Below are 15,212 nucleotides of genomic sequence, written 5' to 3'. Positions count from 1 at the left end.
TTTGCGGACTAAAAATATCTTTTTTAGTCACTCTCTTTCAGGTTAAGGAATAACAATGAAAAAGCTTCTTCTTGCCACCGTGCTATCCATGGCGGCAACAGCCGTTTGCGCAGAACCGACCGCCATGCTCAAAGTACAGGGCTCACTGACCAGCGCAGGCTGCGTGCCGGAAATCAGCAACGGGGGTCTGGCCAACTTCGGTGAAATCGGTCTGGACTCCCTCTCCTCCAGCGTGCCATATCAGGCAGGTCATAAAGATGTCACCCTGACCATCAAGTGCCAGTCCGCCACACGCGTGGGCTGGACGCTTCACGACGATCGTGCGGACTCCAACGCCGGTGCCAGCCTGCCAGCCAACCAGTTCCACGTGGATAACGCTACCGCAAACGGTGGCCAGGCATCTGGCTCCAGTCAACTGAACGGCGTAGGTAAAACCAGCGCCGGCGAGAACATTGGTGCGTATGCCATTTCTACCTACCTGACCTCCGTTACCGCAGACGGCGCGGCGGTACAGCCTATCGCGGCTACCCTCTATACCGGCGGCACGATCAGCAGCAGAAGCTGGATGAACATGTGGACCAGCGGCATCCTCTCCAACGATGGCACCGACGTCATGACCGTTTCCAAAAGCGGCCAGCGTGCGCCTTTAGCCTTCATGAGCGCGGCATTCCCGCTGAAGATTGCGCTGGCCGTAGCCCCAAGCGACAAGCTGACCCTGACCGACAAAACCGAGCTTGAAGGCCAGTCAACGATCACCCTAGTTTACCTCTAATCCAGCCCCCTGACGCAAAACTCTCCAGTTACATGGGGAGTTTTTTTCCTGACCAGCGAATGAAACCCACTATGTCTACGATCCACACATCAACACGTTTGATCTGCTCACTGTGCCTCGCCCTTCCGGCTTCGCTTTTTGCCGCCGGAATGGTGCCTGAAACCACCCTGCTGCTGATTGACGAAGCGAACCACGGCGGTGTCATGAGCGTGAAAAACACCGACAGCATTCCCACCCTGCTTTACACCTCCATCCGGGATATCGGGGGCGACCAGGGGGTAAAACTCAACGTCACCCAACCGGTGGTGCGCCTCGAGCCAGGCCAGGAGCAACAGGTTCGCTTTATTCTTGAAACCGACAAACCGCTTAGCGTTGAACAGTACAAACGCGTGGTGTTCGAAGGTATTCCGCCCAAGAGCACGGATAAAAACGTGAAGGTCGGGATCAACCTGCGTCAGGATTTACCGGTCCTGATCCATCCCAAAGATCTGCCGGTGGTCACCGACGCCTGGAAATTACTGACCTGGTCAGTCACCGGGAAAGAGGTCAAGGTGCAGAATCCGTCCGCCTACGTGGTCCGTTTCTCCACCTCTGTCACCTTACTGCCTTCGCATACGGAAGGTCTGGTCAACAAGACGTTTATCCTGCCGGGAGAGACCATGACGGTGCAGACCGACACCCCGGTTAATGGCACCGATAACGCCATTGAGTTCAATCCGGCCAGCCGTTACGGGATTGAAGTTGAGAGCTTTACCGCTTCCCTGACGCGCCAGTAAGACAGGGATGTTTTGGTGATTGAGTTCTCTTTGCGTAATCAGACGCTTCGCGCCGCCATACTGGGGGCTTTGACGTTGCCCGCCCAGTCGGTATTGGCGGCCGGTATGGATTTTAATACCGATATTCTGGCGACCCGCGGTATCAGCACCAACCTCGCCCACTACTTCTCCCAGGCCCAGCGATACCTGCCGGGGCCGCATGCCGTGCAGGTAAAAATTAACGGCGTCGATAAAGGTACGCTTGCGATCCGCGTGGGAGAGGAAGGGCAACTGTGTCTGGATGATGACTTTACCCGTGCGGCAGGTCTTCTTCCGCTGAATATCGATGCAAAAGAGCCCTGCCATAGTCTTCTGCAAGATTACCCGACGGCCACCGTCACTCTGCTACCCAACGCGGAGTCGCTTGAGATTTATGTTCCCGCAGAGGCGATGGACAATGGTTTCTATGCCGCGAAATACTACGCGCACGGCGGTGCGGCGGGTCTTATCAATTACAGTGCGTTCAGCAACTACAACGAGTACGGCAGCGGTGGAAACAGTACCTTTTCCCAGGGCAATATTGGCGCCGGTCTCAACGTGGCGAACTGGACGCTGCGCAGCAACTTTATCCTGACCGACGATAACGGAACCCGCAGCACAGAGAATCTCTATACCTACGCGGAACACGTCTTCGAAGAACGGAAACTTCGCATTCAGGCGGGGCAGATTAACGTCAACTCGGCGCTGTTCAGTGGCGCACAAATTAATGGCGTTCAGTTCCTGCCGGAAACGGGCCTGCAACCGAATATTCCGGCGACGACCATTTCCGGCATCGCCCGCACCAACCAGGCGCGCGTTGACGTTCGTCAGTCCGGGCAGGTTATCTATTCCTCGCTGGTGAATGCCGGTCCGTTTACTCTGACCGATGTCCCGGTGGTGCGTGGCAACGTGGATTTGGACATCAGCGTGGTCGAAACCGACGGTTCCACCACGACGTTTACGGTTCCCTCCTCCTCACTGAACGTGAGCGGGATGACGCGCACCGAAGGGCTCAGCGTCTCGTTGGGTAAAGTTCGCGATACCGGGGATGAACAAGGGTCGCCCTGGGTATTTAATTTTTCTGACGGAACCCGGTTTACGCCCCAGCTCACCGGCGTCACGGCGGGCGTGCTGGCAGAGCAGTATCAGGCCCTCGGGGCGATGCTGGAATGGTCGCCAGCCGAGTACTGGCTCCTTTCTCCCAGCGTTCAGATGAGCCGCGCGCAGTTCTACGGTCAACAAAATGGCCGCAAGATAGAATTGCAAAGTCACCTTTCCCTGCCCGAGCAACTCACGCTTGGGGTCAGCGCATCAACCTACAGCACCGGCTACCGGGAGTTAAACGAGGCGATGGACGCTGAATCCCAGCGCTATCAAAGCGCCTGGAATACCAGCCTCAACTGGAACAACGCATGGGTTGGCTCGCTTTCTTTCCAGTACAGCGAGAATGCTGGCGATGAAGAGAGCAGTAGCTCCCGCTACCTGATGGTCTCCTGGGGCAAGAGTCTGGGGCACACGTCGCTCTCAGTGAACTGGCAGCACGCCCTCAGCAGCAGTGAGACGGAGAAGGGCGGCACAAGTGATGGCGACCTGCTCTATCTTAATCTGGTCATTCCGTTTGGTACTGAGCGCATCAGTACCTATATGCGCAGCCAGGGTGAAAAACAAAACCTCGGTATTCAGGACAGCGGATCGTGGGGTCAAAACACCAATTACAACCTCTCGGTCGATCGCGACAATCAGGACAAGACCCCGTCGTTTAACGGCAATGTCAGCACCAACCTGCACTACACACAGTTGGGCATGGCCGCAGGGCTGAACGACGGGAACCAGCATAATTACAGCACCTCCCTCAGTGGCGGCATCGCCCTGCATGGTCATGGCATTACGTTTGCACCCTACCCGATTAAAGACACCTTTGGCATTGCGCGATTAAGCGAGCCGGAAAGCGGTATTCAAATCGCCACGCCTGATGGAACCGTCTGGACCGATGCGTGGGGACAAGCCGTGGTGCCGGGTCTGCGCGAGTGGCAAACCTCTCAGATTGTCATTGATGCCAGCTCCCTGCCACAGGGAATGGATTTATCGAACGGGATACAGACCGTTTCCGCAGCTTACGGCTCATTCGCGCAGGTGGATTTCCACGTGCTGAACACGCGTCGTCTAATGCTTAGCGTGAAACGCCCTGACGGGTCATGGCTCGCCAGAGGGCTTAGCGTGGTGGATAAAGACAGTCGTTATATCGTGAGCGTAATGGATAACGGCAGCGTGTTTATTCCCGACGCCACGGATGCGCCCGCCCTGTATGTGGTGGACGACAACATGGCAAAAATTTGCCACATCACGTATTCGCTCAGCGAAGAAAAAAATACCGAGTCCTATTACGAAAAAGCAGAAGGAATGTGCCAGTGAAAACCTGTTATTCCCTTTTATTCGCGGCGTTTGCCAGCATGATTTTGCTCTTCTCCGCACGCGCGTCCAGTGAAGAGTGTCAGGTTACGTTTTCGCAGCCTGTTGTCTCGTTTGGAAAACTCAAACCGTCGGATATCGCCGCCTCGCAGAAGAACTGGAACCGGATGCCGGCCAAAGAAATCACAGCCAACGTCTTCTGCCCGGAGCCGAGAGTGATGGCGCTGTTTCTGCAGTCCACTGCGGGCGTCAATGGGGGGGTTCTCTTTGGTCAGGACGGGCGACTGGCCATTATTGCCGACAATATGGTGGTTGACGGGCATGCCTGCACGCTGGCGAAAACGACGGACCGTATCGGTTTTACGCCCTCCTCCAGCCCGACGCAACGCGCGTTTATCAAAAATAATGAAGGTCTCGTTGCCCGGCAAAATGCCGTGCCGGTGCGGGGTAAACACATGAGCTTCACCCTTAAGATTGTTCCCGTCATTAATAACAACCAGCTTCGTCATGTTGCTGACAATACCCTTCTTGAGAGCAATATGGCCTGGGAATTATTAACACAGGAATAACCCCATTCACGCGTCAGGTACCTGCCTGCGTGAAGCGTAGAAAAGTACTACCGTTACAAATACTGACGGGTTAATACCCCGCAATGTCATGCTTTTTATTTATGTTAAGGATTAACAATGAAAAAATGTTTACTCGTTGTCGCGCTGGCCCTGGCGGCCACATCCGCACACGCGGGCGATACCGCCGTGCTGAAAGTCAAAGCCTCGCTTGCCGGTGCCTCGTGTGTACCGGAGCTGAGCAATAATGGCGTGATCGATTTTGGCAGGATTCATATTGGCGATTTGTCGCAAACCCAGGCTACGCAGCTGGGCGAAAAAGGGGTGATGCTGACGATCAACTGCCCAACGCCAACAAAGGTGGGCTGGAGCATTGCGGATAACCGTACCGATTCCAACGCCAGCACGGGCAGCAGCAGTAACCTGAAGGTGAAAAACGCCAATGCTAACGGCGGTGAACTTCGCGGTGCGATGAGCACCTTTGGGCTGGGCAAAACGCACGATGGTAAAAACATCGGCGCGTACTCCATTTACACCACGCCAGGCGATGTGACGGCGAACGGCAATAACGCTGAGCCTATCCGTACGGCCGTGACCGCGGGAGCGGGCGTGAGCCGCTGGCAGAAAGCCAACGGTGGTACCATCGCCAATAAGGATTTGGGTCTGATGAGCGTTGCACCGGCGGGCAAAAACGACCCGATGGCGGTCACCAGCGTCTCTTTCCCGCTGAACGTGTCGCTGGCGGTCGAGAATCTGAAGAATCTGTCTTTAACAGAAGATACGGAGTTTGACGGTCAGGCGACCATCAGCGTGGTGTATTTGTAACCGGGAAGAGCATGCCGGGCAGCGAACGCCGCCCGGCAGTACAACATTACTCTTTGTCGCCCAGCAGAACGGATTCCAGCGCGATTTTGATCATGTCGTTGAAGGTGGTCTGACGCTCAGCAGCGGTCGTCTGCTCGTGCGTACGGATATGGTCAGACACGGTGCAGATGGTCAGTGCTTTCGCGCCAAACTCAGCCGCGACACCGTAGATCCCTGCCGCTTCCATTTCCACACCCAGGATGCCGTACTTTTCCATCACGTCGAACATCTCGCCGCCGTCTGGTGCATAGAACAGGTCAGCTGAGAACAGGTTACCCACGCGTGCGTCTACGCCCAGCGCTTTTGCGGCGTCAACCGCGTTACGCACCATGCCGAAGTCAGCGATGGCGGCAAAGTCATGGTCTTTGAAACGCATACGGTTAACTTTAGAGTCCGTGCACGCGCCCATGCCGATAACCACATCACGCAGCTTAACGTCCATACGTACTGCACCGCAGGAGCCTACGCGAATGATTTTCTTCACGCCAAAATCGGTGATCAGCTCTTTAGTGTAGATAGAGCAGGATGGGATACCCATACCGTGACCCATCACGGAGATTTTGCGGCCTTTGTACGTACCGGTGAAGCCCAGCATGCCGCGAACGTTGTTCACTTCACGCACGTCTTCGAGGAAAGTTTCTGCAATGTGCTTCGCGCGCAGCGGGTCACCCGGCATCAATACGACGTCAGCGAAATCACCCATTTCGGCATTAATGTGAGGAGTTGCCATCTTCAGTTCCTTTTATCGTGTTTTTGCCGGGTGGCGGCGGCGCCTGCCCGGCCTGCATGGTGTTCTCCCTCTCCCGAAGGGAGAGGGGATACGCCCGGATGTGTTTAGAACATGGCCTTGCCATATTCCATGTCGGACGTACCAAAGTATTTCGCAATAGTCTGACCGATATCGGCGAAGGTTTCACGGTGGCCCAGTGAGCCAGGTTTCACTTTCGGGCCGTACACCAGCACAGGAATGTGCTCGCGTGTGTGGTCGGTACCGGTCCAGGTTGGGTCGCAGCCGTGGTCGGCGGTCAGGATCAGAATGTCATCTTCACCCACCAGCTCCATCAGCTCCGGCAGACGGCGGTCAAACAGTTCCAGTCCCGCGGCATAACCGGCCACGTCACGACGGTGGCCCCAGGAGGAGTCGAAGTCCACGAAGTTGGTGAAGACGATAGTCTTGTCACCCGCTTCTTTCATCTCTTTGATGGTGGCGTCAAACAGCGCATCCAGACCGGTGGCTTTCACTTTTTTGGTGATACCGCAGTTGGCATAGATGTCTGCAATTTTCCCCACGGACACCACGTGGCCGTCTTTCTCGTCAACCAGCTTCTGCAGTACGGTCGGTGCCGGTGGCTCAACGGCCAGGTCATGACGGTTACCGGTACGCTGGAAGTTACCCGCTTTATCACCGATAAACGGACGTGCAATCACGCGCCCGATGTTATAGCCGCCTTCGGTCAGCTCTTCACGTGCGATTTCGCACAGCTCGTAAAGCTTATCCAGGCCAAAGGTCTCTTCGTGGCAGGCAATCTGGAACACGGAGTCGGCAGAGGTGTAGAAAATCGGCTTGCCGGTTTTCATGTGCTCTTCACCGAGTTCGTCCAGAATCACGGTACCGGAAGAGTGACAGTTACCGAGGTAGCCCGGCAGATTGGCACGCTTAACCAGCTTGTCCAGCAGCTCCTGCGGGAAGCTGTTCTCGTGATCGGAGAAGTAACCCCAGTCGAAGAGAACCGGCACGCCGGCGATTTCCCAGTGGCCAGACGGGGTATCTTTACCGGAAGAGAGCTCGTGCGCCCAGGCGTACGCGCCTACCACTTCCGCATTGCCGTCCATACCGGCTGCAATTTTACCGGTAGAACCTTCATGGGCTTTTACCAGACCCAGACGGGTCAGGTTTGGCAGAGTCAGAGGGCCTTTACGACCGTTGTCCGCTTCGCCTTTCGCACAGGCTTCAGCGATGTGACCCATGGTATCGGAACCCACGTCACCAAAACGTTCTGCATCTTCGGTTGCGCCGATGCCGAATGAGTCCAGCACCATAATAAATGCACGTTTCATAATTGTTCTCCGTACGTAGTGCTTCAAAAATTATCGATCAGATCAGTATACCGCTATTCGGTGATACGGCGATAGACAGTCGGTGTGCTTTGCGGTGCTTTATCATCAAGCGTAATGGCCGCTTTCACCGCCTTCGCTGCTTCCTGCCAGCTGGCTTCATCTTTCGCGTGGATCACGGCCAGCGGACGTTGACCATCGACGCTGTCACCCAGACGCGCCATATCGGTAAAGCCGACGCTGTAATCAATGGTGTCCGAGGCCTGACGACGACCGCCGCCCATCGACACGACCGCCATGCCGAGCGCGCGCGTATCCATCGCCGAGACAAAGCCTTCGGTATCGGCGTAGACCGCTTTGCTGAGCGTCGCCGTTGGCAGGTATTTCGCGTAGTGTTCCACGAAGTCGGTCGGGCCTTTCTGCGCCGCTACCATGCGGCCGAAGATCTCTGCCGCTTTGCCGTTATCCAGCACCGCCTGAAGTTTGGCGCGTGCATCGGCATCATCGCTGGCGAGCTTGCCGGAGATCAGCATCTCCACGCACAGGGCCATGGTGACATCGAGCAGACGAGGGTTCCGGTATTCACCGGTGAGGAACTGCACGGCTTCACGCACTTCCACGGCGTTGCCTGCGCTGGACGCCAGCACCTGGTTCATGTCCGTCAGCAGGGCGGTAGTACGCACGCCCGCACCGTTGGAGACGCCCACAATGGCTTCTGCCAGCGCCGCGGAAAGCTCATAGGTCGGCATAAAGGCGCCGCTGCCCACTTTCACATCCATGACCAGCGCATCCAGGCCTTCCGCCAGTTTCTTGGCGAGGATAGAGGCGGTAATCAGGGGAATAGAGTCAACGGTCGCGGTGATATCGCGGGTCGCGTAGAAGCGCTTGTCTGCAGGAGCAAGAGAGCTGGTCTGGCCGATAATCGCCACACCAACGTCTTTAATAATGTCGCGGAAGCGATGGTCATCCGGGAAGATATCGAAGCCCGGGATGGCTTCCAGTTTGTCGAGCGTACCGCCGGTATGTCCCAGGCCACGCCCGGAGATCATGGGGATATAACCACCACAGGCCGCCACCATTGGGCCCAGCATCAGTGACGTCACGTCACCTACACCGCCGGTTGAGTGTTTATCCACAATCGGGCCGTTTAGGTTCAGGCTTTTCCAGTCCAGAACGGTTCCTGAATCTCGCATCGCCATGGTCAGCGATACACGCTCAGGCATCGACATATCGTGGAAGAAAATGGTCATCGCCAGAGCAGCAATCTGCCCTTCAGAGATGGTGTTATCACGAATGCCATTGATAAAGAAGCGGATCTCTTCGTCGCTTAATGCATGACCATCACGTTTTTTACGAATAATTTCTTGTGCGAGAAACACGGTAACCCCCGAGAAAACAGGTTAAATGCGGCGGATGGCCCGCCGCAGGATAAAAATCAGTAGCTGCTTGCGCTCTTACCGTCGCCGTGACCCAGCGCTTTCAGCAGGCTCGCCAGCAGGCTGGATGCACCAAAGCGATAGTGACGGGAATCCGCCCACGCCGGGCCGAACAATTCGTCGGCAATCGCCAGGAACTGCTGCGCATCTTCAGCCGTGCGCACGCCGCCCGCAGGTTTGAAGCCTACGGTTTTTTCCACGCCCATATCACGGATCACTTCCATCATGATGCGCGCGCTTTCCGGCGTTGCGTTCACCGGCACTTTACCGGTAGAGGTTTTGATGAAATCTGCACCCGCGTTGATGGAGATTTCAGACGCTTTACGGATCAGCGCTTCTTCTTTCAGCTCACCGGTTTCGATGATCACTTTCAGCAGCACGTTTGCCGCAGCACAAGCGTCTTTACACGCTTTCACCAGGTCAAAACCAACCTGCTCGTTACCGGCGATCAGCGCACGGTACGGGAATACCACGTCCACTTCGTCAGCGCCGTACGCGATGGCCGCGCGGGTTTCAGCCAGCGCAATCTCGATGTCGTCATTGCCGTGCGGGAAGTTAGTCACGGTTGCAATGCGTACATCCGACGTGCCCTGCTCTTTCAGCGTCTTACGGGCAATGGGGATAAAGCGCGGGTAGATACAGACGGCTGCAGTGTTCCCGACGGGCGTTTTCGCCTGATGGCACAGGGCGATGACTTTCTCATTGGTGTCGTCATCATTCAGGGTGGTCAGGTCCATCAGTTTCAACGCGCGCAGGCTGCTTGCAGTTAAATCGGTCATAACATTCTCCAACGGCATCGCCGTATAAATTTCACCTTGCGGTCTGTGACTATTCTAACATCCAGCCGCACTTACACTTCGACATTCATCACAGTTAATGAAAACTGCGTACAAATTTGCATTACTGTAATGAGATGAACTTCAAATTTTACTGCTGTCGCTGCTGATTAAAGCAGCGATACCCGGTGTGGGATCAAAAGTCCCCCCGGGATGACTTCCTACAATTCGGTCATCATCCGCAGAACCATAAAGGAAGCGAATATGTCCCACGCCAGCCCTCACGCACTGCAACAACGTTGCCAGCAAATTGTGACAAGCCCGGTATTGACCCCCGAGCAAAAACGTCATTTTCTGGCGCTGGAGGCGGAGAACCATCTTCCCTACCCCGCGCTGCCTCAGGCCGCTCGCACCGCGCTGGAAGAGGGATTTATCTGCGACATGTTCGAAGGCCATGCGCCTTATAAACCGCGCTATGTTCTGCCTGATTACGCCAGATTCCTCGCCAACGGCTCGGCATGGCTGGAACTGGAAGGGGCAAAGGATCTGGATGACGCGCTCTCACTGCTGACCATCCTGTACCACCATGTTCCTTCTGTCACATCGATGCCGGTCTTCCTCGGTCATCTTGATGCATTACTGCAACCGTATGTTAATATTCTAACACAAGAAGAAATCGATAGCCGAATAAAACGTTTCTGGCGCTATCTCGACAGAACGCTTCCGGATGCGTTTATGCATGCCAATATTGGTCCGGCGGACACGCCCGTTACCCGCGCGATTTTACGCGCTGATGCAGAGCTGAAGCAGGTCGCACCGAATCTGACCTTTATTTATGATCCCGATATCACGCCAGATTCGCTGCTGCTCAGGGTGGCCGAAAATCTCTGTGAATGCAGCAAACCCCATATTTCTAACGGCCCAGTGAATGATAAAATTTTCACAAAAGGCCGTTATGGTATCGTGAGTTGTTACAACTCCCTGCCGCTGGCAGGCGGTGGCAGCACGCTGGTGCGCCTTAACCTGAAGGCCATTGCCGAACACAGCGACTCGCCCGAAGACTTTTTTACCCGTACGTTGCCCCACTACTGCCAGCAGCAACTGGCCGTCATCAATGCCCGCTGCGAGTTCCTGTATCAAAAATCCGGCTTCTTTGAGAATAGCTTCCTCGTCAAAGAGGGGCTGATTGATCCCGACCGCTTTGTGCCGATGTTCGGCATGTACGGCCTGGCCGAAGCGGTGAACGTGCTGTGCGAGAAAGCGGGGTCACCGGGCCGTTACGGTAAAGACGACCAGGCCAACGCGCTGGGGTATCGCATCAGCGAGCAGCTCGCGGCGTTTGTTGAAAGCACACCGGTGAAATACGGCTGGAAACAGCGTGCGATGCTGCATGCCCAGTCCGGAATAAGCTCTGATATCGGTACGACGCCGGGCGCGCGGTTGCCTTACGGGGAGGAGCCGGACCCGATTAGCCACCTGCTGAGCGTGGCGCCTCACCACAAGCACTATCACGCCGGGATTAGCGACATCCTGACGCTGGACGAGACGGTCAAACGCAACCCGCAGGCCGTGGTGCAACTGTGTCTGGGTGCGTTCAATGCCGGAATGCGGGAGTTCACCGCCAACGTGGCCGGTAACGATCTGGTACGCGTGACCGGATATATGGTGCGGTTGTCCGACCTGGAGAAATACCGTGAAGCAGGGTCACGCACTAACACCACCTGGCTTGGAGAAGAAGCCGCCCGACATACCCGCATCCTGGAGCGCCAGCCACGCGTGATAAGCCATGAACAGCAGATGCGCTTTAGTTAGTCAGGTGATCCCCTTCTCCTGCGTGGACGGGCCGGGCAGCCGCCTGGCTCTGTTTCTCCAGGGCTGCAACCTGCGCTGCAAAACCTGCCACAATCCGTGGACCATCGGACGCTGCAATGACTGTGGCGACTGCGTACCCCACTGCCCGCACGATGCGCTGAACATACAGGCCGGGCGGGTCTGGTGGCAGGAGAGTCAGTGTCAGCAGTGTGATACCTGCCTGCAGTTGTGCCAGCAGCAGGCAACACCAATGGCACACCGTTTTAGCGTCGACGAGATCCTCATTCAGCTCTCTAAATCCGCGCCCTTTATTGAAGGTATTACCGTGAGCGGCGGTGAAGCGACAACGCAGCTACCGTTCCTGGTAGCGCTCTTCACGGCGATCAAAGCCGATCCCGCCCTGCAACACCTGACGTGCCTGGTGGACAGCAACGGTCTGTTAGGGGAAACCGGCTGGCAAAAACTGCTGCCGGTATTCGACGGGGCAATGGTGGATTTGAAGGCCTGGGGGAACGAACACCATCGCTTCCTGACCGGACGCGAAAATCCGCAGATTAAGCACAGTATCCGCTGGCTGGCACACCACCAGCGGCTGGCGGAACTGCGATTACTGGTGATCCCGGAGCAGTGTGATTATCTGGAGCATCTCAAAGCGCTGACGGCGTTTATCCACGCGTTGGGCAATGTCCCGGTACGCATTAACGCCTTTCATGCTCACGGCGTTTACGGTGAAGCGGCGTCCTGGCGCAGCGCCACGCCAGAAGATATTGAGCCGCTGGCGCGGGCACTGGAACAACAGCAGATCGTGGTGATCCGACCGGCGCTTTATCTATAACGTAATACCAAATACCGCGCGGGTATTCTCCAGCAGGGCATGCGCAATCACCTCTTCCGGCTCCTCGCGCAGCTCACAGAGCGTGTCAAAGACCCGAGCGGCCTGCTCCGGGCGATTTGGCTGCCCCTGAAAACCGCTGAGCGGCATATCCGGTGCGTCGGTTTCCAGTAATAATGCTTCGAGCGGCAGCTGCGCCATCACATCGCGGGTTTTACTGGCGCGTGGATAGGTGATGGTACCCCCGACGCCAATTTTATAGCCCAGCGCAATAAAGCGCTGCGCCTGCTGCAGGCTCCCTGAAAAACCGTGCACAACGCCCCTTCGCGGAAGATCGATACGCTTCAGATGCATTGCCAGTTTGTCATGGGTTCGGCGGGAGTGAAGGATCACCGGCAGATCGTGGCGCTTCGCCAGCCGCAGCTGCGCATCAAGGATCGTCTGCTGGCGCGCAAACTGCGGATCGTCGCGATAGAGATCGAGGCCGATCTCACCGATGGCGACAAGTTTGTCGCCAGCCGTCTGCACAATGGCGTCCAGCGCGTCGATATGCTCATCAAGATGGTGTTCAATCACAATGGGATGCAGGCCGAGCGCGGCATACAGCGCCTGGTGCCGCCTTGAGAGATCCAGTACTCGCTCAAAGTATGCCGCTTCAACCGCCGGCACAATTATCGCCTCTACGCCGGCTTGTGCAGCTCGCGTGATGCTTTGCTCTTCATCCCCCGTAAACGGTGGAAAATCAAAATGACAGTGGGTATCGATAAACCGGTACGTCACGCCAGATCCTCATTATCTAACAATGCGTCATTCGCCTGCGGAGCATCCACCAGCGGCATCGCCAGCGCATCATTCGCCACCACTGCCGGTGGGGTAATAATGGCTTTATGACGATGTATAGGCGGTTGTTCAGCCAGCAGTTTGCCTATTGTCGCCAGGAAGTAACGCCCGCACAGACGCCCCGTTTTGTAATCGGTACGCAGCGCAGGAACGCGGCTGCCCAGCGCCATGCTGACCAGCGGTTTAGGCGGATAAATTTCAAATATACGCAGCTTACCCGGCGGTTTTTCAATAAAGCGCTGCATGGCGCCGTAGGTCGTTTCATGCTGCTTCGCGATATTGACCAGATGTTGCAGGCTGCTGTCGCCTAACCAGCGCTCCATGCGTTTAAACCATTGCGGGGTATAGTACATTTGCGACGGGACGGTGCGGATCACCACAATGGTTTTTGCCCCGCGTCGCGCAGCTTCCTGTACCGGCACCGCGTCACTGATGCCGCCGTCCAGATAGCTGATGCCGTCCAGCAGCGCGCCGGAACGATAGAAACCGGGAATGGCGCTGGAGGCGCGAATGATATCCAGCCAGTTCTCTTTTTGAGGAGAGAAATATCCCGGCGTGTAGTCATCACCACGGCTGGCGCACATCCAGAACTCTTTTCCGCTGTCGAACAGGCGCGCCGCCGTATCCATTGCCAGCGGCATCTGGCTTGAGGTCGAATCCAGCAGCCAGTCAAGGTCAATCAGGTTCCCGCCACGCACAAAGCGCACCGGGTTGAAAAATTCTTTCGCCGTGGTGTAGCGCATGATCACTTTTCGCGCGTAGCCGGGCTGGTTACAGACATAAGCAGAGAGGTTTTGCGCCCCGGCAGAGGTCCCGAAGTACAGGTCAAACGGGTTGAATTGCGCGCGCATAAACTCGTCCAGCACACCGGCCGTAAAAATGCCGCGCTGTCCGCCACCTTCACACACCAGCGCAAGCGGGCCTGCGCGAAACGGCTTTAACGCCAGCGGCGCAATATTGCCGAGCGTAACGGGAATTCGTTGCCCCACCTCTGCTTTCCTGTTTTCATTTTTCTGTTATGACACAGTAGCGCACCCGACCAGCGACTGAAACAAGAAAAAGCCAGTCACGAGGACTGGCTTTTTTTTGTTGAAGGAATATTGCGTTTGCTACGGACGTCGACGACCCGTAAACAGGCTGACCAGGAACAGAATAATACCCACGACGAAGACAATTTTTGCTGCCCATGCCGCTGTACCTGCCAGACCACCAAAGCCCAATGCGGCGGCAATTAACGCGATAACCAGAAATATAATGCCCCAACGAAACATAAGCTTCTCCTTTACCATAGTTAATGTCGGCCGCTAAATGTGAGCGCGCTCAGGTCACTCACCGGCGATTTTCCAGAGTCATTTTTATTTCGCCCGCTGACGTTAGCCAGACGGGCGAATGGTGCAGATTTACTTCGTTTTCAGATCGTTTTTAACGCTTTTAACACCATCGATCGCTTTCGCGATGGACTCGGCGCGCTCACTTTGCGCCTGAGAATCGACCGTACCGGAAAGCTGAACCACACCATCGGTGGTTTCCACTTTCACTTTACGAGATGGCACGATGTCATCTGCTAAAAGTTTAGCTTTGATTTCGCTGGTGGTGGCTGCATCTCCGGCATACCCTTTCACCGACGCGTTTTTGCTGTCCCGAACGTGCAGTTTGTCGCTCACGGACGCTACACCTTCAACACCCTTCGCCACTTTTACCGCCTGTTCGGCCTGGGCCTGGCTTTCTACAAAACCACTCAGGGTGACAACTTTCTTGTCAGTTTTAACGGAAATATCGGTGCTCTTGATAGCTTCATCATCCACCAGTGCGGCTTTCACTTTTGCTGTGATTGAGCTGTCATCCATGAAATTACCGACTTTATTCATAGAGCTATCGATTTTTTGCCCTGCGGTATCGGCGGTGGACTGCGCTTTATCCATAGTGCTGGTTTCAGCCAGAGCAGAACCACTTACCAGGATGCTACCCAGTGTCACAGCCAGCAGAGTTTTAGAAATCTTCAGTCTTGTCATATTCATCGATGTATTCCTGTGTATACCCGTCATTCGGGCGACAT

Annotated in this window: 15 protein-coding genes; 7 read left to right on the top strand and 8 right to left on the bottom strand. The window is 55.8% G+C overall.

Going from position 1 to position 15,212, the window contains the following annotated elements:
* Positions 1–55: 55 nt before the first annotated feature.
* The 5 genes from AB6731_RS13615 to AB6731_RS13595 all read left to right on the top strand — a co-directional run bounded on the left by AB6731_RS13615 (position 56) and on the right by AB6731_RS13595 (position 5,366).
* Entirely contained in the window at positions 56–772 is a 717-nt protein-coding gene (locus AB6731_RS13615; RefSeq protein ID WP_014168534.1) for a DUF1120 domain-containing protein, read from the top strand.
* A 71-nt stretch (positions 773–843) separates the two neighbouring features.
* Positions 844–1,548 (top strand): fimbria/pilus chaperone family protein, encoded by a 705-nt coding sequence (locus tag AB6731_RS13610; RefSeq protein ID WP_044867940.1) that lies wholly within the window; start codon positions 844–846, stop codon positions 1,546–1,548.
* 15 nt (positions 1,549–1,563) lie between these two features.
* On the top strand, positions 1,564–3,978 hold the full coding sequence (locus AB6731_RS13605; protein ID WP_371006479.1) for a fimbrial biogenesis usher protein: 2,415 nt from the start codon (positions 1,564–1,566) through the stop codon (positions 3,976–3,978).
* On the top strand, positions 3,975–4,544 hold the full coding sequence (locus AB6731_RS13600) for a hypothetical protein (RefSeq protein ID WP_371006478.1): 570 nt from the start codon (positions 3,975–3,977) through the stop codon (positions 4,542–4,544). The genes AB6731_RS13605 and AB6731_RS13600 overlap by 4 nt, the downstream gene beginning before the upstream one ends.
* A 117-nt stretch (positions 4,545–4,661) precedes the next feature.
* A complete protein-coding gene (locus AB6731_RS13595; RefSeq protein ID WP_025205508.1) occupies positions 4,662–5,366 on the top strand; it encodes a DUF1120 domain-containing protein in 705 nt (234 codons plus the stop codon).
* Positions 5,367–5,412: 46 nt separating this feature from the next.
* Here AB6731_RS13595 and deoD read toward each other — a convergent pair whose 3' ends face one another.
* From deoD to deoC, 4 genes are all read right to left on the bottom strand, one after another.
* On the bottom strand, positions 5,413–6,135 hold the full coding sequence (gene deoD / locus AB6731_RS13590) for a purine-nucleoside phosphorylase (RefSeq protein ID WP_013095492.1): 723 nt from the start codon (positions 6,133–6,135) through the stop codon (positions 5,413–5,415).
* A 104-nt stretch (positions 6,136–6,239) separates the two neighbouring features.
* Positions 6,240–7,463, bottom strand: coding sequence for a phosphopentomutase (gene deoB, locus AB6731_RS13585; RefSeq protein WP_020885280.1), 1,224 nt, complete (start codon positions 7,461–7,463; stop codon positions 6,240–6,242).
* A 53-nt stretch (positions 7,464–7,516) separates the two neighbouring features.
* On the bottom strand, positions 7,517–8,839 hold the full coding sequence (gene deoA, locus AB6731_RS13580; RefSeq protein WP_014168528.1) for a thymidine phosphorylase: 1,323 nt from the start codon (positions 8,837–8,839) through the stop codon (positions 7,517–7,519).
* A gap of 56 nt (positions 8,840–8,895) precedes the next feature.
* On the bottom strand, positions 8,896–9,675 hold the full coding sequence (gene deoC / locus AB6731_RS13575; protein WP_226778119.1) for a deoxyribose-phosphate aldolase: 780 nt from the start codon (positions 9,673–9,675) through the stop codon (positions 8,896–8,898).
* A 261-nt stretch (positions 9,676–9,936) separates the two neighbouring features.
* Between deoC and AB6731_RS13570 the strand changes: the two genes are divergently transcribed.
* Positions 9,937–11,484, top strand: a complete 1,548-nt coding sequence (locus AB6731_RS13570) for a YjjI family glycine radical enzyme (protein WP_371006477.1) — start codon at positions 9,937–9,939, stop codon at positions 11,482–11,484.
* Entirely contained in the window at positions 11,459–12,319 is an 861-nt protein-coding gene (locus tag AB6731_RS13565; RefSeq protein WP_044866206.1) for a YjjW family glycine radical enzyme activase, read from the top strand. Before AB6731_RS13570 ends, AB6731_RS13565 begins: the two co-directional genes overlap by 26 nt.
* Here AB6731_RS13565 and AB6731_RS13560 read toward each other — a convergent pair.
* From AB6731_RS13560 to osmY, 4 genes are all read right to left on the bottom strand, one after another.
* Entirely contained in the window at positions 12,314–13,096 is a 783-nt protein-coding gene (locus tag AB6731_RS13560; protein WP_040018573.1) for a TatD family hydrolase, read from the bottom strand. The two genes, AB6731_RS13565 and AB6731_RS13560, sit on opposite strands and share 6 nt — an antisense overlap.
* Positions 13,093–14,145, bottom strand: a complete 1,053-nt coding sequence (locus AB6731_RS13555; RefSeq protein ID WP_025205520.1) for a patatin family protein — start codon at positions 14,143–14,145, stop codon at positions 13,093–13,095. The genes AB6731_RS13560 and AB6731_RS13555 overlap by 4 nt, the downstream gene beginning before the upstream one ends.
* A gap of 120 nt (positions 14,146–14,265) precedes the next feature.
* Positions 14,266–14,427: a DUF1328 domain-containing protein gene (locus AB6731_RS13550; RefSeq protein WP_003856556.1), complete on the bottom strand. Its 162-nt coding sequence runs from the start codon at positions 14,425–14,427 to the stop codon at positions 14,266–14,268.
* Positions 14,428–14,556: 129 nt separating this feature from the next.
* Positions 14,557–15,174, bottom strand: coding sequence for a molecular chaperone OsmY (gene osmY, locus AB6731_RS13545; protein ID WP_020885287.1), 618 nt, complete (start codon positions 15,172–15,174; stop codon positions 14,557–14,559).
* Between the last annotated feature and the right edge of the window lie 38 nt (positions 15,175–15,212).

This window comes from Enterobacter sp. RCC_40 (assembly GCF_041360735.1).
Lineage (GTDB): Bacteria > Pseudomonadota > Gammaproteobacteria > Enterobacterales > Enterobacteriaceae > Enterobacter > Enterobacter ludwigii.
Note: the sequence above shows the minus strand (reverse complement) of the source record. Positions and strands in the feature narration are given on the sequence as shown.